The sequence below is a fragment of the Corynebacterium nasicanis genome (assembly GCF_042658165.1).
Lineage (GTDB): Bacteria > Actinomycetota > Actinomycetes > Mycobacteriales > Mycobacteriaceae > Corynebacterium > Corynebacterium nasicanis.
Genome location: NZ_JBHSQE010000004.1, coordinates 150,307 through 168,324, shown reverse-complemented (window position 1 = coordinate 168,324; position 18,018 = coordinate 150,307). Strand labels below are relative to the sequence as shown.

General features: G+C 70.5%; 17 protein-coding genes. 3 read left to right on the top strand and 14 right to left on the bottom strand.

Features of this window, described 5'->3' with window-relative positions; translation table 11 throughout:
- Positions 1–6: 6 nt before the first annotated feature.
- Genes ACFPUZ_RS07205 through ACFPUZ_RS07190 form a run of 4 tightly spaced genes read right to left on the bottom strand, consistent with a single transcriptional unit; the run spans position 7 to position 5,193 of the window.
- Positions 7–2,112, bottom strand: coding sequence for an ATP-dependent DNA helicase RecG (locus tag ACFPUZ_RS07205; RefSeq protein WP_377001114.1), 2,106 nt, complete (start codon positions 2,110–2,112; stop codon positions 7–9).
- A gap of 2 nt (positions 2,113–2,114) precedes the next feature.
- On the bottom strand, positions 2,115–3,542 hold the full coding sequence (locus ACFPUZ_RS07200) for a DAK2 domain-containing protein (RefSeq protein WP_377001112.1): 1,428 nt from the start codon (positions 3,540–3,542) through the stop codon (positions 2,115–2,117).
- An 11-nt stretch (positions 3,543–3,553) separates the two neighbouring features.
- Entirely contained in the window at positions 3,554–4,198 is a 645-nt protein-coding gene (locus ACFPUZ_RS07195; RefSeq protein ID WP_377001111.1) for a uracil-DNA glycosylase, read from the bottom strand.
- A complete protein-coding gene (locus ACFPUZ_RS07190; RefSeq protein WP_377001109.1) occupies positions 4,198–5,193 on the bottom strand; it encodes a thiamine-phosphate kinase in 996 nt (331 codons plus the stop codon). The genes ACFPUZ_RS07195 and ACFPUZ_RS07190 overlap by 1 nt, the downstream gene beginning before the upstream one ends.
- Between ACFPUZ_RS07190 and ACFPUZ_RS07185 the strand changes: the two genes are divergently transcribed.
- Positions 5,192–6,124, top strand: a complete 933-nt coding sequence (locus tag ACFPUZ_RS07185; RefSeq protein WP_377001108.1) for a DUF3515 domain-containing protein — start codon at positions 5,192–5,194, stop codon at positions 6,122–6,124. The genes ACFPUZ_RS07190 and ACFPUZ_RS07185 overlap by 2 nt on opposite strands.
- Here ACFPUZ_RS07185 and ACFPUZ_RS07180 read toward each other — a convergent pair.
- Both ACFPUZ_RS07180 and ACFPUZ_RS07175 read right to left on the bottom strand, forming a co-directional pair.
- Positions 6,096–7,175: a D-alanine--D-alanine ligase family protein gene (locus ACFPUZ_RS07180; protein ID WP_377001106.1), complete on the bottom strand. Its 1,080-nt coding sequence runs from the start codon at positions 7,173–7,175 to the stop codon at positions 6,096–6,098. The two genes, ACFPUZ_RS07185 and ACFPUZ_RS07180, sit on opposite strands and share 29 nt — an antisense overlap.
- A gap of 22 nt (positions 7,176–7,197) precedes the next feature.
- A complete protein-coding gene (locus ACFPUZ_RS07175) occupies positions 7,198–8,196 on the bottom strand; it encodes an NAD(P)H-dependent glycerol-3-phosphate dehydrogenase (RefSeq protein ID WP_377001104.1) in 999 nt (332 codons plus the stop codon).
- A gap of 120 nt (positions 8,197–8,316) precedes the next feature.
- Between ACFPUZ_RS07175 and ACFPUZ_RS07170 the strand changes: the two genes are divergently transcribed.
- The gene (locus tag ACFPUZ_RS07170; protein ID WP_377001103.1) at positions 8,317–9,321 is read left to right on the top strand and encodes an NUDIX hydrolase; all 1,005 of its coding nucleotides are present in this window, start codon (positions 8,317–8,319) and stop codon (positions 9,319–9,321) included.
- A gap of 6 nt (positions 9,322–9,327) precedes the next feature.
- On the opposite strand, the gene ACFPUZ_RS07165 is transcribed toward ACFPUZ_RS07170, so the two are convergent.
- Genes ACFPUZ_RS07165 through leuC form a run of 4 tightly spaced genes read right to left on the bottom strand, consistent with a single transcriptional unit; the run spans position 9,328 to position 12,319 of the window.
- Positions 9,328–9,723 carry a carboxymuconolactone decarboxylase family protein gene (locus ACFPUZ_RS07165; RefSeq protein ID WP_377001101.1) on the bottom strand — a complete coding sequence of 132 codons (396 nt, stop codon included), beginning with the start codon at positions 9,721–9,723 and terminating at the stop codon, positions 9,328–9,330.
- Entirely contained in the window at positions 9,707–10,297 is a 591-nt protein-coding gene (locus ACFPUZ_RS07160) for a hypothetical protein (protein ID WP_377001099.1), read from the bottom strand. Before ACFPUZ_RS07160 ends, ACFPUZ_RS07165 begins: the two co-directional genes overlap by 17 nt.
- A complete protein-coding gene (leuD, locus tag ACFPUZ_RS07155) occupies positions 10,298–10,888 on the bottom strand; it encodes a 3-isopropylmalate dehydratase small subunit (RefSeq protein WP_377001098.1) in 591 nt (196 codons plus the stop codon).
- A gap of 12 nt (positions 10,889–10,900) precedes the next feature.
- Positions 10,901–12,319, bottom strand: coding sequence for a 3-isopropylmalate dehydratase large subunit (leuC, locus tag ACFPUZ_RS07150; protein WP_377001097.1), 1,419 nt, complete (start codon positions 12,317–12,319; stop codon positions 10,901–10,903).
- 57 nt (positions 12,320–12,376) lie between these two features.
- Here leuC and ACFPUZ_RS07145 point away from each other — a divergent pair, with 57 nt between their 5' ends.
- A complete protein-coding gene (locus ACFPUZ_RS07145; RefSeq protein WP_377001095.1) occupies positions 12,377–13,087 on the top strand; it encodes an IclR family transcriptional regulator in 711 nt (236 codons plus the stop codon).
- Here the strand turns inward: ACFPUZ_RS07145 and ACFPUZ_RS07140 are convergent.
- Genes ACFPUZ_RS07140 through ACFPUZ_RS07125 form a run of 4 tightly spaced genes read right to left on the bottom strand, consistent with a single transcriptional unit; the run spans position 13,084 to position 18,015 of the window.
- Complete coding sequence (locus ACFPUZ_RS07140) at positions 13,084–13,566, bottom strand: GNAT family N-acetyltransferase (protein ID WP_377001094.1); 483 nt, start codon at positions 13,564–13,566, stop codon at positions 13,084–13,086. The two genes, ACFPUZ_RS07145 and ACFPUZ_RS07140, sit on opposite strands and share 4 nt — an antisense overlap.
- The gene (locus tag ACFPUZ_RS07135; RefSeq protein ID WP_377001092.1) at positions 13,563–14,534 is read right to left on the bottom strand and encodes a S41 family peptidase; all 972 of its coding nucleotides are present in this window, start codon (positions 14,532–14,534) and stop codon (positions 13,563–13,565) included. The genes ACFPUZ_RS07140 and ACFPUZ_RS07135 overlap by 4 nt, the downstream gene beginning before the upstream one ends.
- Entirely contained in the window at positions 14,531–17,104 is a 2,574-nt protein-coding gene (locus ACFPUZ_RS07130; RefSeq protein ID WP_377001091.1) for an FAD/NAD(P)-binding protein, read from the bottom strand. The genes ACFPUZ_RS07135 and ACFPUZ_RS07130 overlap by 4 nt, the downstream gene beginning before the upstream one ends.
- The gene (locus tag ACFPUZ_RS07125; RefSeq protein WP_377001090.1) at positions 17,101–18,015 is read right to left on the bottom strand and encodes a pyridoxal-phosphate dependent enzyme; all 915 of its coding nucleotides are present in this window, start codon (positions 18,013–18,015) and stop codon (positions 17,101–17,103) included. Before ACFPUZ_RS07125 ends, ACFPUZ_RS07130 begins: the two co-directional genes overlap by 4 nt.
- Positions 18,016–18,018: the final 3 nt, after the last annotated feature.

The window sequence follows — 18,018 nt, the reverse complement described above, 5'->3', positions numbered from 1 at the left end:
TACACCCTAGCTTTTCTCCAGATACTCCCGGTCGTCGCGGTCGATCTCCAGAACGAGGCGCTGGGCGAGCAGCGGGTGCCGCTCCACGAGGGCGCTGGCGTCACCGGTGGCGCGGTCGATGATGGGAAAGTCGCGGAGGAGGTTGAGCAGGCGCACCGTCTTGGTCGCCCCGGACTGGCTGGTGCCCAGGACATCGCCCTCCTGGCGGTGGAGGAGGTCGAGTTCGGCGAGGAGGAAGCCGTCGCTGGTGGCAGCGACGTCGTGGATACGCTGGTCCGCCTCCGAGCCTTTGTCGGCGAGGGTGTGGAAGATGCACAGGGACTCGTGCCCGCCGCGGCCGACGCGGCCGCGCAGCTGGTGCAGCTGGGAGACGCCGAAGAGCTCGGATTCGCGGATGAGCATGACGGTGGCGTTGGGGACGTCGACGCCGACCTCGATGACGGAGGTGGACACGAGGATTTGGATTTCGCCCGCAGCGAAGCGCCGCATCATGAGGTCCTTCTCGTCTGCGGGCATCCGCCCGTGGAGGTAGCCCACGTGAAAGTCACGGAAGGGGCCTTGACCGAGGATGTCGAAGACGTCGAGGACGCCTCCGGGGCCGTCGATACGCGGGCACACGACGTAGGCCTGACGGCCGGCCTCGACGTCCTGCCCGATGCGCGTGATGGCCCGCCGCACCCAGGTGGGCCGATATTCGGGGACCACCACCGACTCGATGGGGCGCCGCCCACCGGGCAATTCCCGCAGCGTGGACACGGCGAGGTCCCCGAAGACGGTCATGGCGATGGTGCGCGGGATGGGGGTGGCCGTCATGACGAGCAGGTGCGGGGTGAGCCCGTCGCGGCCCTTGGAGCGCAGCCGGGCACGCTGTTCGACGCCGAATCGGTGCTGCTCATCCACCACGACCAGCCCGAGGTCGAAGAATTCGACGCTGTCCTGGATGAGCGCATGGGTGCCCACCACGATGTCGGCCTGCCCGGAGACGATGTCGAGCAACGCCTGCCGCTTGACGGGAACGGGCATGGAGCCGGTGAGGGGGACGACGGTGGCCGTGAGGCCGGCGTCGGCAAGCAGGGAGGTCAAGGTGCGCGCGTGTTGCACGGCGAGCACCTCCGTGGGGGCGAGCAGCGCGCACTGGTGGCCGGCGTCGACGGCCTGCAGCATCGCCACCAGCGAGACGACGGTCTTGCCGGAACCGACCTCGCCCTGCAGCAGGCGGCTCATGGGGTCCCCGGAGTCAAGGTCGGCGGTGATCTCGTCGATGACCGCGCGCTGGCCGCCGGTCAGCTCGTAGGGCAGGGCGTCGAGAAGCCCGGCGCGGTGGCCGTCGGTGCGGGGGGTGAGCGGTGGGGCGTCGCGACGCAGGGTCTCCAGGCGACGCAGCGCCATCACCAACCCGAGGGTGAGGGCCTCGTTGTATTTGAGCCGCTCGAGGTGGGGTGCGGGGCCTTCCGAGCCGGGGAAATGCACGCCCCGCAGCGCGGCGTCGAAGGTCGGCATGCCCTCCGGCGCAGCACCGAGAGGTTCTGTGACGGGATCGAGGGTGTCCAGGACGTGGCGCACGGCCGCCATGATCCGCCACGAGGCCATTCCGGCGGTGGCGGGATAGATCGGAATGTACTCCAGGCCCGCGAAAAGCTCGTCGGGTTCGCCGTAGAGGGCGATCGTCTTCATCGACCCCGACCCGGCCCTCTTCTCCCCCGGCGCCGGAAGGACGAGGAAATCCGGGTGCTGCAGTTGCGGGATGCCGCGGAAATAGCGGAGCTTACCGGAGAACATCGCCCGCAGGCCGGGGTGCAGGAGGCGTTTGATGTGGTGGGCGTTGAAGAAGGAGGCGATGAAGCGGGTGCGGCCGTCGGTGAGCGTCACCTGGGTGATGACGCGCTTGTCGCGGTGCTTCTCCTGGACCGAGATCACCTCACCGACGCAGGTGATCACGTCGCCCTCGGCGGCCTCGTCGGCGAGGACGTCAGAACCGTGACGCGACCAGGCGCGCGGGAAGTGCTGGAGCAGGTCCATGCAGGTGGTGTAGCCGAAGGCCTTGTCCAGCGCCTTCGCCTCCTTGGCGGGCAGCACGTCCTGCAGCAGACGCTCGTCGCGCCACCCCAGCACGGCTACTCGACCCCGATCTCCACGAGGTGGCCCAGCCCGTCCGCGGGGAAGGCCATGACGTCGACGTCGAGGGCCGCATCGAGCTTATCGACGTCCACCTCCGTCCCCGTCAGCAGAATGACGTGCTCACCGCCCTCGGCCAGCAGCTCCCGGCAGGCGGCGACGGTGGCGTCCTCGATGCTCGCGGAGGCGGTGGTGACGATGGCGGTGCGCATCGCCGCGGCGGCCTCCGTCATGGAGTAGGCCGCCACCCCGATGGGGGCCTCCGGGTCGTGGACGCTCAACGCCGCGATGCCGCTCACCAGCCGCGCGGTGGGCACGATGATGAAGGTCTGCTCGAAGGCGTGGGTGGAACGCTCCACCGAGACCAGCTGGCGCCGGTCGAGCAGCCCGTTGGGCAGCAGGATGAGTTCCTGCGCGCGGGAGGAGCGCACCTGCCCCAGGATCTCGGAAACGACGTTCTCGCCCGGCGCGACGACGACGGCGCCGGCCTCCCGGTAGAGCTCGGCGACGGAACCGGGCGGGGTGACGGCGACGACGACGCGGCGGGGGGCGTCGACCTGGGGGGCGTCGGGAAGCACCTCGAGGCGCAGGTCACTGACGGCCCCGGCGGCGAAAGCGGTCTCGATGACCCGGCCGGCGACGCGGGAGTGGATGTGGACGCGGCCTGCGGTGTCGTCGGCGCGGGCGATGACGAGGCTGTCGCCCAGGGGGCTGATCTGCTCCTGGAGATCCTCCAGATCGCCGACGAAGAAGAAGGTGACCTCGAGATCGGCGACCGGGCCGTTGGGGGTGGACTCGGCCTGCGGCAGTTCGGCGGTGCCCTCGATCTCTGCGAGCAGCGCCTCGAGCAGCACGACGAAGCCGGTGCCCCCGGCGTCGACGACCCCGGCCTCACGGAGCACGTCCAGCTGGGAGGGGGTGTTGGCCAGTGCGGTGCGGGCGGCGGCGAGCGCGGCGGCGACCACGGCGTGCAGGTCTCCCTCGGCGGCGTCGGCGGCCACGGCCGCTGCGCGCAGCACGGTGATGACGGTCCCCTCCACCGGCTCGGCGATCGCCCGGTCGACGAGGGTGACCGCCAGCGTGAGGGAACGGGCGATGCGCTCGCCGTCGACGCTGCCGCGGGCGGCGGAATCCGCGAGGGCGCGCAGCACCTGGCTGAGCACCAGCCCGGAATTACCCCGGGCCCCGCGCACGCTGCCGCTGGCCAGGGCTCCGGCGACGGCGGCGACGTCGGCACCCGCGGGCAGGCGCTCGGCCTCGGCGAGGGCGGCCTCCATGGTGTGGGTCATGTTCGAGCCGGTGTCGGCGTCGGGGACCGGGAAGACGTTGAGAGCGTTGATCTCCGCGCGGCGGGCGGAGAGTTCGGACACGGCACGTGCCGCCCAGGCATGGAGTCGGGTGCCGTCTAGCTCTCGCGGATGGGACATAACGCCGTAGTCTACAGTCGCCAGTCCACCGGTTCGCCTCCAACAGACGTCAGGAGCTCATTCGCCCGCGAAAAGGGGCGGGACCCGAAGAATCCGCGGGAGGCGGACAGCGGAGAGGGGTGCGGGGACTCGATGCGCGGGGTGTCGCCGAGGAAGCGGGCCGCCGACTGCGCGTCCCGCCCCCACAGGATGGCCACCAGCGGTGTGCCCCGGGCGGCCAGCGCACGGATCGCGGCCTCGGTGACGGCCTCCCAGCCCCGGCCCCGATGCGAGCCCGCCTCCCCCGGCCGCACGGTGAGCACGCGGTTGAGCAGCAGCACCCCCTGCCGCGACCAGGGGCTGAGGTCGCCGTCCCCCGGCGCGGGAATCCCCAGATCGGCCTCGAGTTCCCGGTGGATGTTGCTCAGGCTGCGGGGTGGGCGCACGCCGGGGAGGGTGGAGAAACTCAGGCCCATCGCGTGCCCGGGCGTGGGATAGGGGTCCTGCCCCACGATGAGCACCTTCACCTCGTCGAAGGGATCCTGGAAGGCGCGGAGGATGGCCTCGCCGGGCGGCAGGTAGGCGGGTTCGGTGCGCAGGAAGTCGCCGAGTTCGTGGATCTGCTTCTCGACGCCCGCCAGCGCCGGCCGCCACGACTCATGGACGGGCAGTGCCATCAGAAGCTCACCCACCCGTGGCCGTAGCGGGGGGCCGCGCCGTCGATGGTGACGGAATCTCCGCGCACCACCCGGCCGATGGAGCGGAAGCCCGAGGGTGGTTCGCCCGCGGTGGTGGCCAGCAGGGTGTGGTCCTCCCCGCCGGTGAGGACCCACTCCCAGGGGTCGGCGTCGAGAAGCTCGGCGGCCTCCCACACGATCGACGGGGGCATGATGTCCGCGGAGTGCAGGTCGATGCCCACGCCGGAGCGCCGGGCGATGGTGGACAGGTCGACGATGAGGCCGTCGGAGTTGTCGGTCATGGCGGTGGCCCCGGTCGCCCGGGCGACGACGCCGCGGCCGGGCGTGAGCGCGGGGGCGCAGTGGGCGTCGATGAGCGGGAGCAGGTGCTCGGGCACCCGCCGCCCGAAACGCTCGAGCAGGGCGAGCCCGGCGGCCGACCAGCCGATCCGCCCGTGGGCGACCACCCGCTGACCGGGGCGCGCCCGGTCGAGGGTGAGCTCCGGGCGCGAACCGCCGAGGGAACCGATGGCCGTCACCGAGAGGACGAGGTCGTTGCCGGAGGTGAGGTCACCGCCGACCAGCTCAGCTGAGTAGGCCCCCACCTGGGTGTTGATGCCCTCGGCGATGCCCCGCAGGTACGCGAGCGGGGTGTGCGGCGGCGCGGAGACCGCCAGGAGCGCTGCGATGGGCCGCGCCCCCATGGCCTCGATGTCGGCGAAGTTCTGCACGATGGACTTCCGGCCGATCTCCTCCGGCGTGGACCAGTCGACGCGGAAATGACGCCCCTCGATGAGCATGTCCGTGGTGGCCACCGCCCGCGAGTTCGGGGAGGCGTGGCTGAGGACGGCGGCGTCGTCGCCGTTGCGGCTCGAGGGCGCGGCCGCGATGATCGCCTCGATGGCGCGGTGTTCTCCGACGTCACCGAGCGTCGGGCCCGAATAGTGGGCGGGAAAGCTGGTCACGCCGACCCTTTCGATAGACTTCACATACATGAGCTCCGCTTACCAACCTAGTCGCTCCGGTCGTGCCGCCATCTACCTCTCCCTGGTGTTGGCGGTCGCGCTGGTTCTCGGTGTCGTCATCGGCGCCAAGCTGGTGTTCGACCGGGTGGCCACGCAGCCGGTGGCGATGAGCGACCTCCCGGCGCCCCAGGCGGACTCCCCCGCATGCGCCGCCTTCGTGGACACCCTCCCGGAGCGGCTCATCGGCCATGACCGCGCGGAGATCGCGCAGCCCGCCCCGGACGGGGTCGCCGCCTGGTCCTCCAGCTCCGTCGAGCGCGTGACCCTGCGCTGCGGCGTCGACCTGCCGCTGCAGTACACCGCGTACGCCCCCACCGAGACCGTCGAAGGTGTCGAGTGGCTGCGTATCACCGACGCCACCCCGGGCTCCACCCTGCAGACCTGGTACGCCGTCGACCGCGCGCAGGTGGTCGCCGTGACCGCGGACGCCGAGTCGCTGGGCCGCCACGAGGAGCCGGTCGCGGAACTGAGCGAGGCCATGGCCACCCTGGCCCCCGCCACCCACGAGCCCTACCCCGCCCCGCTGAGTCAGCTGGCCGGAGGGGATCCGGCCGTGTGCGGTGATCTCCTCGCCGCGCTGCCCGGCACCCTCGCCGGGGACTACGAGCGTATCGACGTCCCCGAGGCCCACACCGTCGCCTGGGCCGCCAACGGCCGCGAGCCGGTCGTCCTGCGCTGCGGGGTGGCCCCGCCGGAGAACTACCAGCCGGGCATCCAGCTCAACCAGGTCAACGACATCGTCTGGTTCGAGGACACGGTCCTGGCCTCCGGGACCACCGCGGGCACCTGGTTCGCCCTCGGCCGGGAGACCGACATCGCCGTGAGCACCCCCCAGGACGTGAGCAGTGAGGTGCTCGTTCAGCTGGGCGAGGTCATCGCCGCGGAGACGCGAGAGCAGTAGCGACGAGGACGTCGAGAAGCTCGGTGTACTCGACGCCGGAGGCGGCGAACATCTGCGGGTACATCGAGATCGGCGTGAAGCCGGGCATGGTGTTGATCTCGTTGAGCACGGGGCCGTTGTCGGTGACGAAGAAGTCCACCCTTGACAGGCCCTGGCAGTTGAGCGCCCGGAAGGTGCGCACGGCGAGCGCCCGGATCTCGTCGTTGACATCCTCGCCGTAGGGCGCGGGGATGGTGGGGCTGACGACGTCGTCGAGGTACTTCGTCTCGAAACCGTAGAAACCCTCCTCCGAGTCGCCGGTGCCGTTGAGCTTCGCGGGCACGGAGGCCACGAGGGTGCCGTCGGGGTACTCGAGGACGCCGACCTCGACCTCGTCGCCGATGATCTCGGACTCGATGATCACCTTGTCGTCGGAGTCTCGCGCCGTGGCAATGGCCTCCGGCAGCCGGGCCCAGTCGCTCACCTTCGACACGCCGATGGAGGAACCCCCGCGCGCCGGCTTGACGAACACCGGCAGCCCGAGGCGCTCCTTCTCCGCGTCATCGATGTCGGTCTCCCCGGCGCGCAGGATGAGCTCGGCCGTGATGGGCAGGCCCTCGGCCGCGGCCAGCTTCTTGGTGTACTCCTTGTCCATGCCGCACGCCGAGGCCAGCACGCCGGCGCCGACATAGGGCAGGCCGATGAGCTCGAGCATGCCCTGGATGGTGCCGTCCTCGCCGTAGGGGCCGTGGAGGACGGGGAAGGCGACGTCGATGCGCGCGTGCGGCTGGCCGCTGTCCAGGTTGAGCAGCAGCCCGTTGTCCTCCGGGTCGAGGGAGAGCGCCAGCTCCGCCCGCTTCTCGACGCGCGGCAGCACCCCGTCCCGGATCTCCAGCTGCGCGGGGTCGGACTCCCCGACCGTCCACATGCCGTCCTTCGTGATGCCGATCGGGACGACCTGGTACTTCTCCGGATCGAGGTGGCTCATGACGGCACCTGCGGACACGCAGGAGATCTCATGCTCGGTGCTGCGGCCGCCGTAGAGGACGCCGACTGTGATGCGCTGTTCCATAGGCAGGAAGCCTACCGGTCGCTCACTCCGCCTTCCTGGACCGGCCCATGAGCGCGGCGATCATGTCCCGGACGTCGAGGCCGCGGTGGCACACCGCGTACACGGCCTGGGTGATCGGCATCTCCACATTGTTCGCCTGTGCCAGCTGGAAGACGGAGTTGGAGGAGATGACGCCCTCCGCCACCTGCCCGTGGGTGGCCTTCTTCGCCTCCTCGAGAGTGCCGCCTTCACCGAGGCGCACGCCGAAGGAACGGTTGCGCGAGAGCGGCGAGGAACACGTGGCCACCAGGTCGCCCAGGCCCGCCAGGCCGGCGAAGGTGCGGGGATCGGCGCCGAGCGCATGTCCCAGCCGGGAGATCTCCGCCAGCCCGCGGGTGATGATGGTGGCCAGCGTGTTCTCGCCGAAGCCCAGCCCGGTGGCCACACCACAGGCCAGGGCGATGACGTTCTTGCAGGCGCCGCCCAGCTCCACGCCGACGACATCGGTGTTGGTGTAGGGCCGCAGGTAGGGGGTGGCCACGGCGGCCTGGACGAGCTTGGCGCGGTTCTCGTCGAGGCAGGCGATGACCGTGGCGGCGGGCTGCTCCTCGGCGATCTCCCGGGCCAGGTTCGGCCCCGAGAGGACTGCGATGCGCTCCGGGTCCGCGCCGGTGATCTCCGCGATGACCTCGCTCATGCGCAGGTGGGTGTCGGTCTCCACACCCTTGGAGATGCTCACCAGCGTCGCGTCCGAGGGCAGCAGCGGGGTCCAGGCGCTGAGGTTGTCGCGCATCGTCTGGCTGGGGACGGCGAAGACGACGATCGCCGCGGACTCCAGCGCATGCGCGGCGTCGGGGGTGGCCACCACGCCATCCGGGAGGCGGATGTCCGGCAGGTAGTCGGGGTTGGCGCGCGAGTTCTGGATCTGCTCGGCGAGCTCGGGGCGGCGGGCCCACAGAGTGACGGTGTTGCCGGCGTCGGCGAAGACCTTGGCCAGGGTGGTGCCCCACGAGCCGGCCCCCATGATCGCTACGTTGACCACGCGCTGCTCCTTAATGTTTCGGTTGCAAACCAGCTTAAAGGATGGGTTGGTGCTGCGAATCAGCCGGAGGTGCGGGAAAATGGTGGGAACCGAATCCGCAACCTACGTCTGAGGAGAACAATGCCGAAGAAGAAGCTGTCATACGAGGTTGACAAGGATCAGGTGCCCGAGCTCATGGTTAACGGCCGCCACCAGGTGATTCCGGCCGATCCGGCGAAGGAGTTCCCCCGGGCGATGCTCGCCGCGGGAGCCGTCCTGTGGCGCGGGGATCTCGCGGACCTGGACACGGTGGAGGTGGCCGTCATCCACCGCCCCTCCTACGACGACTGGTCCCTGGCCAAGGGCAAGGTCGACCCCGGCGAGTCCCTGCCCACCACCGCGGCGCGCGAGATCCTCGAGGAGACCGGCTTCGAGATCCGCCTGGGCAAGCTGCTGGGCAAGGTCACCTACCCCGTCGGCGACCGCACCAAGGTCGTCTACTACTGGACCGGCGAGGTCCTCGGCGGTGAATTCACCCCCAACGATGAGGTGGACGAGATGCGCTGGCTGCCGGTCGCCGCGGCCCGCGAAACCCTCTCCTACGAGGTCGACCGCCTGGTGCTGGACAAGGCGCTCAAGCGCTTCCGCCTGCCCGCCACCTCCCGGGTGCTCTACATCCGGCACGGCCGCGCCCACCAGCGCCGCAACTGGGCCGGGGACGACAACCTGCGCCCCCTGGACAAGAAGGGCCGCCGCCAGGCGGAGATGCTCGTGCCCATGCTGCTGCCCTACAAGCCGCTCGCGGTGTACTCGGCGGAGCCGGAGCGCTGCCAGGCGACCGCCGCCCCCCTCGCCGATGAGCTGGGTGTGGACGTCGTCGTGGACGAACTCTTCGGTGACAACGCCTACGTGGAGCGCCAGGTGGCCGCCCAGCAGCGATTCCAGGAGCTTGTCGACGCCGGGGGCACCTCCGTCGTCGTCTCCCAGGGCACGGCCATCCCGGACATGATCGCGTGGTTGAGCGCGAACGGACGCCTCCCGCTCGAGGAGATCGAGGCGAAGAAGGCGTCCGTGTGGGTGCTGTCCTTCCACGAGGGGCAGCTGACGGGGGCGGACTACCTCACCAGTCCCCTGCCGGCGAAGTAGGGCTGTCTACTTCTCCCCCAGCTCGGCGACGAGCACCTCCTGGGCGACCTTCATCGCGGACAGCGCCGCGGGGGCTCCGCAGTAGCCGGAGGCGTGGATGATGGCCTCGGTGATCTCCTCCCGGGTGAGGCCGTTGGCCAGGCCGCCGCGCACGTGGCCGCGCAGTTCCTCGGTGGCGCGCAGGGCGACGAGCATGCCGATGTTGAGCAGGCTGCGGTCGCGCCGGGACAGCCCGTCGCGGTTCCACACGGAACCCCAGACGGTGGCGGTGATGTGGCGCTGCAGGTCCTCGCCGTCGGTGCCGGCGTTGCGCTCGAGGGCGGCGTCGACGAAGTCGTCGCCCATCACCTCGCGGCGGATGCGGATACCTTCGTCGAAGCGGTTGTCAGAGTGTGCTGTCATGGCTGCGACGATACTCCCGCCGCAGGGCCATCGCGGCCAGGAGCACCCCGGCCAGGGTGAGGATGATGCCGCTCGCGATCTCCGAGACCTGCTCGGGCACGGTGCCGTAGAAACCGAAGAAACGCCGGGTCACCCAGGGTTCGGCGAGCATGCCGAGAGGGAGGACCAGGCGCGCGAGAAGGTGAGGGTGTGCTGCCAGACCGATAAGCCCCAGCGGTGCCCCGAAGAGTGCCGCTGCCAGGAACCAGTGGGAATTAGACACCCACCCGGTGGCAGGCACGATTCCTGCCGCGATGCCCACCGCGTAGTGCACGGTGGTGGTGAACAGCAACACGCCCGCACCGAGGGCGGCACCCCGCAGCCAGCGGCCCGGTCCGGCGCTGTAGCCTGCGAGTATGCCCAGTCCGGCCCACACGGAGCCGGAGTTGATGGTGCGGGCGAGAGTCTTGCGTATCGACGCCCATGTGTCCGCCTGCCCCGACAGCTCCGCCAGGGTGGTGTAGTCCACCAGGGCGGTGACGACGGCGAGGACCGTCGCCACGCCGAGCATTACGTGCAGCGGCACATGTTTCATCTAGCCGACGATAGTCGGCTTGAACGCCGGGCGCTTCTCCTCGTAGGCGGTGATGGCGGGCTCGTCGCGCAGGGTGAGGCCGATGTCGTCGAGGCCCTCGAGCAGGCGCCAGCGGGTGTAGTCGTCGACGGAGAACTGGTAGATGTTCTCGCCGGCAGTGACGGTGCGCGACTCGAGGTCGACGGTGATCTCCAGGCCCGGCTCGGCCTCGAGCTGCTTCCACAGCAGCTCGATGTCGGCCTCCTCCATCTGGGCGGCGAGCAGGCCGGCCTTGCCGGAGTTTCCGCGGAAGATGTCGGCGAAGCGCGGGGAGAGCACGACGCGGAAGCCGTAGTCCATGAGCGCCCAGACGGCGTGCTCGCGGGAGGAGCCGGTGCCGAAGTCGGGGCCGGCGACGAGCACGGAGCCGTTGCGGTAGGGCTCCTGGTTGAGGATGAAGCCCTCGTCCCGGCGCCAGCCGGCGAAGAGGCCGTCCTCGAAGCCGGTGCGGGTGACGCGCTTGAGGTAGACGGCGGGGATGATCTGGTCGGTGTCGACGTTGGAGCGGGTCAGCGGCACGCCGACGCCGGTGTGGGTGGTGAATTTCTCCATGGTGGTTTCTCCTTAGAGGTCGGCGGGGCTGGCCAGGTGGCCGACGACGGCGGTGGCGGCGGCGACCGGCGGGGACACGAGGTGGGTGCGGCCACCGGGGCCCTGGCGGCCCTCGAAGTTTCGGTTCGAGGTGGAGGCGGAGCGCTCGCCGGGGGCCAGCTGGTCCGGGTTCATGCCCAGGCACATGGAGCAGCCGGCGGTGCGCCACTCGGCGCCGAAGTCGGTGAAGATCTTGTCCAGACCCTCCTCCTCCGCCTGCTCCTTGACCATGGTGGAGGACGGGACGACGAGCATGCGGGTGTTGGGGGCGATGGTGCGGCCCTGGACCACCTCGGCGGCGGCGCGCAGGTCCTCGATGCGGGCGTTGGTGCAGGAGCCGAGGAAGACGGTGTCGATGGCGATGTCACGCAGCGGGGTGCCCGGGGTGAGCCCCATGTAGGCCAGGGCCTTCTCGGCGGCGGCCTTGTCGGACTCGTTGGTGAAGTCCTCCGGGTCGGGGACGTTGGCGGACAGAGGCAGGCCCTGGCCGGGGTTGGTGCCCCAGGTGATGAAGGGGGTGAGCGCGGAGCCGTCGATCTCGACGACGGTGTCGAACTCGGCGCCCTCGTCGGTGGGCAGCGTCTTCCAGTACTCGACCGCGGCGTCCCAGTCAGCGCCGGTCGGGGCGAATTCGCGGCCCTGGACGTAGTCGAAGGTCTTCTGGTCGGGGGCGACCATGCCGGCGCGGGCACCGGCCTCGATGGACATGTTGCAGATGGTCATGCGGGCCTCCATCGAGAGCTTTTCAATGGCCTCTCCGCGGTACTCGATGATGTGGCCCTGGCCGCCGCCGGTGCCGATCTTCGCGATGATCGCCAGGATGAGGTCCTTGGCGGTCACGCCCTCCTGCAGTTCGCCGGAGACCTCGATGGCCATGGTCTTGAAGGGCTTGAGCGGCAGCGTCTGGGTGGCCATGACGTGCTCGACCTCGGAGGTGCCGATGCCCATGGCGATGGAGCCGAAGGCGCCGTGGGTGGAGGTGTGGGAGTCGCCGCAGACGATGGTCATGCCCGGCTGGGTGGCGCCCAGCTGCGGGCCGACGGTGTGGACGATGCCCTGCTTGACATCCCCCATGGGGTGCAGTCGGATGCCGAACTCCGCGCAGTTCTTGCGCAGGGTCTCCACCTGCGTGCGGGAGGTCTCCTCCTTGATCTCCAGGAGGGAGCCGGAGACGATGCCCTCGGTGGGGACGTTGTGGTCCTCGGTGGCCAGGTGCAGGTCCGGGCGACGCAGCTTCCGGCCCGCCAGGCGCAGTCCGTCGAAGGCCTGCGGGGAGGTCACCTCGTGCAGGAGCTGCAGGTCAATGTAGAGGAGATCGGGGTCGCCGTTCTCGCCCTTCGCGACAATATGGTCGTTCCACACCTTCTCGGCCAGCGTCAGCTTCTCGGCCATGGAGTGCCACCTTTCCATCCGGGTAAATCTCACAAGGTGAGATGTTAGTATCGTGGTATGGGACAGTATAGCGCAGTGTCAGGCATCAAGGTGCTCGATCGATCGGTGGCCATCATGATGGCCGTCGCCCCCCACCCGCTCTCGCTCACCGAGCTGTGCGAGACCACCGGTCTGCCCCGCGCCACCGCCCACCGCCTGGCCACCGCCCTGGAGACCCACCGCATCCTGGCCCGCGGCGAGGACGGTCGCTGGACGACGGGCCCGGCCCTCACCTCTCTGGGCTCCGGCGGCCGGGACCAGCTTCTCGACGCCGCCCGTCCCATCATGTCCGCCCTCGTCGACACCACCGGCGAATCGGTGCAGCTCTACCAGCTCACCGGCACCTCGCGGACCTGCGTCGCCGCCCAGGAACCCCCCATCGGCCTGCAGAACACCGTCCCCGTCGGCTCCCAGCTGGCGCTCACCTCCGGCTCCGCCGCGAAGGTCTTCCTCGCGTTCGGGTCACCGCAGCTTCGCGACGCCATCCTCCCCGACGTCACCTTCGACCCCACCGATCTCGAGCGGGTCGAGGAGGAGCGCCTCAGCGAATCCGTCGCCGAACGCGAGGTGGGGCTGGCCTCACTCTCGGCGCCGGTGTTCACCCCCGGCGGGCGCTTCGTCGCCGTGCTCTCCGTGTCCGGGCCGGCGGAGCGCCTGCGCCCGCACCCGGCGGAAACGTGGGGCGCGGCGCTGTCCGCGGCGGCCGAGGCGCTGTCACGTTCGCTCTAGACGAAGAAGGCAGGGTGGTAGCTGACCTCGCCCCGCCGGTGCGGGTTCCGGTAGGCAAGGAAATACTCCGCCGGGGCATCCGGGTACACCAACCCTTCGACGGGCGCGAAGCCGAAACGGGCATAGAAGTCCGGTTCCCCGAGAAGCACGATCACCTCGGCATCCACCAGGTGCTCCATGACACTGCGTAGCAGCAGCGAGCCGATCCCCTCCCCCTGACGTTCCGGGAGGACGCTCAGCGGACCGAGGCCGTAAAAGGGGCCGGGGTGGGCGTCGATAAGCACTGGCGAGGCCGCGACATGGCCGATGACCTGCTCGTCGTCGACTGCTACGAGGGACACCGACAGGGCCCCAGCAGCGCGGAGGGCATCGATGATCGCGGGTTCAGTCTGTGCGGAGTGTTCGACCTCGGAGAATGCGGCTGCGGTGACTGCGGCGATCGACGGGATGTCGGCAGGGACTTCGGGACGGATGATCATGATGTCGAGCATCCGTGTGCGGTGGCCAGCCAGTCAAGAGCTGCTGCTTGAGGATCCTCGGCCGGGTCGTCGGGGTGGATCAGGTCATCACCGTGGGTGGCTCCGGTCCGGTCCTGCATGTGCGCCACGGTGAGCATGACGACGGCGCCGTCGGGCATGCGGAAGGTGGTGTTCGCCGTGGCGAAGCCGGCCGTGGGGGAACCGAAGGAGCGCGAGTTCTCCAGTCCCCGGAAAGCGAGGAACGTCGCCTCCCCGGAGCTGCCGGTCATGCCGTTGACAAGCACCGTCACCGGGCGGCCCATCTTGCCTCCCGTCGTGGTGACCGCGGTGCCACCGCCCTGCACGCTGTTGCCGTCCAGGGTGACGGCCCTGCTGTAATCGTTCGCAACGAAGCGGAGCACCTCCCCGTCAGGAAGCAGTGGTGACAAACCAGCGACCATGGGACCCATGTCTCCTCCGGTATTGTCCCGCAGGTCCACGTCGATTCCGCAGACGTTATCCTCCGACGTCAATCCCTGCGCCAACGCATCGGCGTAGGCCTGTGCACTGTTGGAGGAGTCGAAGGGTGGGACCGTCGCTGTGAGAACGCCACCGCGGCGCTCCACGGAAGGCAGGACGGAGTGCTTTTCCGCCAGCTCCGCGGCATCCTCCGGGGTGATGAGCCCGGAGTGTTTGCCGCCGGCCGCGACGAGCGCGGCGTCGAGACTCTCGTGGATGTCCGGGATGGTCTCCGCCTCGGCGGCCACCTCCTCCGCGTGCGCACGTGCCCCGGGAAATTCCGGGGATGACGCCTGGATCCCCGCTCGCTCCGCCTGGTCGAGCACCACCGCCGCGTACCGCTCCGGCGACGGCGGCACGAGGAAGAACGGTTGCCCCCGGAGCGCCAGACCGAGGGTGGGGCCGAGGAACCAGGCCACGGCCACGACGATGACGGCCACGATCGCCAGGGCACGTGTGAGAGTTCTCATGCCTGGATCGTAGGCCGGTCAATGTCGTCGAGCGTGCCCGGATAGACGACATTTCTCGCCAGGGGGATCTGGTGGGAGGCGCTCTCGAGGATGTGCATGAAGTAGCCGGCCGTGTTGGGGAAGCCGATGATGTCCCCGGGCCGGACGCCGGAGGGGAAGCGGATCCGGCGGCGCAGGATGAGTTCGTCCTCAATGCAGTAGGCGCCGACGAGGTAGGCCTCCAGCTCCGGGCCGGGCGGGCGGTCGGTGATGTGCAGCGGGTCGACGAGGAAGTCATCGGAGGTGGTGCGGCACTGGGTGCGGTTCATGGCCAGGCCGACGAGCGGGACGCCGTCGGAGCGCTCCTTGACGAAGGCCACCTCCGCCAGGATCATCCCGCACCCGTCGAGCAGGCTGCGCCCCGGCTCGAGGTGCAGGCGCAGGCCACGCTCGCTGAGCATCTCGGCGACCCCGTCGGCCAGCACCTCGCGCAGCCACTCCCCGCGCACCGGCGCCTGGTGGAAGGGGTAGACGGTGGTGAGGGGGTCGGCCTTCCAGGTGAAGGGCGCCGCGTAGCCGGCGAGCATCGCGTCCCGGGCGGCGTGGTAGCCGCGCCACTGCGCGGGGTCGTCGAGATAGCTCATGGGCACCCCGCCCCCGAGGTCGATGAAGGTGGGGTGATGTCCGGCGTCGACAAGCATGTCGATGAGGCGGCAGCACTCGCGCAGGGCGAGCGAGCGATCCGCCGCGGAATAGCCGTGGAGGTGGACGTGGAGGCCGACGATCTCGACGCCCGGCACCTGCCCGATCCCGGCCCACTGCTCGACGCGCTCACCGAAACGGGTCGGCGGCACAAGGGAGGGATCCAGCGCCACGCGCGGGGCGACGAAGGCGGTCCGCTCCCCCGCCAGGGCCGAGATGCGGGCCAGCTCCGCGCGGGAATCGGCGGAGATGGTCACCCCGTGGGCGATGGCCAGCCCCAGCAGGCGATCGGGTTTGATCGCGGCGGAGAGGATGATGCGCTCCCCGGGCACGCCGCGCTCCAGCACCTGGGTGAGCTCGCGTTCGCTGGCCACATCGACGCCGTGGCCGGCGTCGCGGACCGTGTCCACGAAGGTCAGCGCCTTGTTGGCTTTGCGGGCGAAGAAGATGCGGTCGGCGCCGGCGTCGACAAGCTCGGTGACATGATCCCGCATGGCGCCGGGGTGCAGGACGTTGACGGGGCTGCCGAACTCGGCCAGCAGCGCGCGGCAGTGCGTAGGGTCGACGCGAAGGGCGGCCGCCCACGGCTCGAGCCGGGCGGTGAGCGGCGGGATGCCGTGGGCGTCGGCGGGTCCGGGGATGAGGCGGCGCGCCCAGCGTGGGATGACGTCGTGGAGGGTGCGCGACAGCGTGTCGTTGCCCAGCACGACATCCTCAGTCATCCGCCCCACCGCCGCCAGGTTGCGCTGACCGACGACCGTGCCGTCTGGGGCAACGTCGAGACCCCGGGTGCCGGGGCGCAGGCGCGCCAGCCCCTGCTCGACCAGGCGGGCCTCGAGGGTGCCCGCGACGACCCCGGGCGGCGGGAGGACGGCATCGACGACGACCGTCACGTCAAGCTCACGGACCAGATCCGCGAGGTCCTCGTCGCCGCGGCCCAGGTGGGTCAGATCGATCTTCCCGGCGGCCACCAGTTGCTCGAGGTGCTCCGCGCTCTCGGGGGGCGGGCCGAAGGCGAGGCGCTCGAAACGTCGGCCCAGCTCGCCGAAGCCCGCCAGGCTGTCGCGGCCCGCGTAGGAGGCACGCTCGACGAGCGCGGGATAGCACTCCCGCCACACCAGGCCGAGCGCCCAGTCGAGGTCCGCGCGCCCCGCGCGCTCACACAATTGCCGGGCGGTGTGGTCCAGGGCGGCGCGGAGGGCGGGGGTGTCGGGGGCGTCGAGAAGCAGCCGGGAGCCGGCGGCGTAGATGTCAGGGGCGTCGAATGCGTCCTTGACCTGCATGAGCTGCCCGCTGCGGGTGACGGGGAGGAATACGGCCGGGTCGCAGGCGCGGATGACGTCGAGGAAGGTCAGCGCGGCACCGCGGACGAGGACGCGGTCCTGCGGGCCGATGCCCGCCAGGTTCGTCGCCGGGTAGGGCGTGACCACGGGCACGGGCAGGTCGGCCTGCTGGACGGCCCCGGGCCAGGTATTGGTGTGCCCGGTGGCCAGCAGGACCTCGTCCACCAGCAGGCCGCCGACCGCCCACTGCCCGTCGCGCGGTTCCAGCTTCTCCACGTGCCCCTCGTGGCGGGTCAGCTGGCAGCGCGGCGGCACGTGGCGGGCCAGCGCCTCCCAGGAGGCGGCGAGGAAGGCGCCCACCGCGCGGCGCGGCGGGAAGGGGTCGTCCGCGCCGCGCCATTCGTTGAAGGAGCCCAGGCCGGTGCGGATGACGGAGGAACGGACGTTGAGCAGCCACTGTTCCGGCTGCGCGGGGTCGTAGGGGCCGGGGCGGCCGTCGTCGATGACGTGCAGATCCACGGCCGCGCCGCGTTCCCGCGCCAGGCCGAGCAGCTCCTCGGCGGCCCACAGCCCGCGGGGGCCGCCGCCGATGATCGCGACTCTCACAGTGTCTCCTCCACCCAGTCGTCGTTGAAGATGGTGTCCAGGTAGTGCGATCCGCCGTCGTGGAGCACCAGGACGACGTCGCCGGCCAGCTCCGGCAGGAGCTTCTCGACGCCCGCCACCACCGCCCCTCCCGAGGCCCCGCATAAAATCCCCTCGCTGCGGGCCAGCAGGCGCGCGCCGGCCACCGAATCCCGGTCACTGAGACGCAGCAGGCGATCCGGGGTGACAGACGCCGCCAACGCCGGGACGGAACCGGCGCCGAAGCCGGGGAGGTGGCGGGGGCCGCGGGCGCCGTCGAAAAGCACGGACCCTTCCGCATCGACGGCGGTGACCTGCGTGGACCATCCCTCGCGCCGGATGCGGCGCAGGCAGCCGCCGATGGTGCCCGTGGTGGACACCGCGACAAAGAGGTGATCGGGGGCGCGCCCCAGCTGTTCGTAGATCTCCCGCATGGTGCCCTCATCGTGCGCGGTGAAGGCGGCCTCGTTGGAGTACTGGTCGAGGCAGACGGCGTCGGGCAGTTCCCTGAGCAGCTCCGCGACCCGTCTCTGGCGGGCGATGAGCCAGTCGCCGGTGGCCGCGTCCGGGGCCGTGACCTCGTGGACGATCGCGCCGAAGGCCCGCATCGTGGCCACGCTCCCCCGATTCGCCCGCGGATCGACGACGCAGTGGAAGGTCCAGCTCCCGAGCACGGCCTCCCGCGCCAGCGCCACCCCGAGGTTGCCCGAACTGGACTCGACGATGGTCGCGCCGGGCTGCAGGCGGGCCGCCGCGAGGAGGGCATGGGCGGTACGGTCCTTGGCGCTGCCGCTGGGGTTGTAGCCCTCGAGTTTGGCCCACAGGGTGACGCCCGGTCGGCTGCTGAGCCGATCGAGGCGCACGAGTGGCGTGTTTCCGGGGGCGAGATTCATAAA

Excerpts from the sequence above, each read along its gene's own strand:
- ACFPUZ_RS07200 (WP_377001112.1), bottom strand. The coding sequence starts at position 3,542 with ATGTCCCATCCGCGAGAGCTAGACGGCACCCGACTCCATGCCTGGGCG.
- ACFPUZ_RS07195 (WP_377001111.1), bottom strand. The coding sequence starts at position 4,198 with ATGGCACTGCCCGTCCATGAGTCGTGGCGGCCGGCGCTGGCGGGCGTC.
- ACFPUZ_RS07185 (WP_377001108.1), top strand. The coding sequence starts at position 5,192 with ATGAGCTCCGCTTACCAACCTAGTCGCTCCGGTCGTGCCGCCATCTAC.
- ACFPUZ_RS07190 (WP_377001109.1), bottom strand. The coding sequence starts at position 5,193 with ATGTATGTGAAGTCTATCGAAAGGGTCGGCGTGACCAGCTTTCCCGCC.
- ACFPUZ_RS07180 (WP_377001106.1), bottom strand. The coding sequence starts at position 7,175 with ATGGAACAGCGCATCACAGTCGGCGTCCTCTACGGCGGCCGCAGCACC.
- ACFPUZ_RS07170 (WP_377001103.1), top strand. The coding sequence starts at position 8,317 with ATGCCGAAGAAGAAGCTGTCATACGAGGTTGACAAGGATCAGGTGCCC.
- ACFPUZ_RS07165 (WP_377001101.1), bottom strand. The coding sequence starts at position 9,723 with ATGACAGCACACTCTGACAACCGCTTCGACGAAGGTATCCGCATCCGC.
- ACFPUZ_RS07160 (WP_377001099.1), bottom strand. The coding sequence starts at position 10,297 with ATGAAACATGTGCCGCTGCACGTAATGCTCGGCGTGGCGACGGTCCTC.
- leuD (WP_377001098.1), bottom strand. The coding sequence starts at position 10,888 with ATGGAGAAATTCACCACCCACACCGGCGTCGGCGTGCCGCTGACCCGC.
- leuC (WP_377001097.1), bottom strand. The coding sequence starts at position 12,319 with ATGGCCGAGAAGCTGACGCTGGCCGAGAAGGTGTGGAACGACCATATT.
- ACFPUZ_RS07145 (WP_377001095.1), top strand. The coding sequence starts at position 12,377 with ATGGGACAGTATAGCGCAGTGTCAGGCATCAAGGTGCTCGATCGATCG.
- ACFPUZ_RS07140 (WP_377001094.1), bottom strand. The coding sequence starts at position 13,566 with ATGATCATCCGTCCCGAAGTCCCTGCCGACATCCCGTCGATCGCCGCA.
- ACFPUZ_RS07135 (WP_377001092.1), bottom strand. The coding sequence starts at position 14,534 with ATGAGAACTCTCACACGTGCCCTGGCGATCGTGGCCGTCATCGTCGTG.
- ACFPUZ_RS07125 (WP_377001090.1), bottom strand. The coding sequence starts at position 18,015 with ATGAATCTCGCCCCCGGAAACACGCCACTCGTGCGCCTCGATCGGCTC.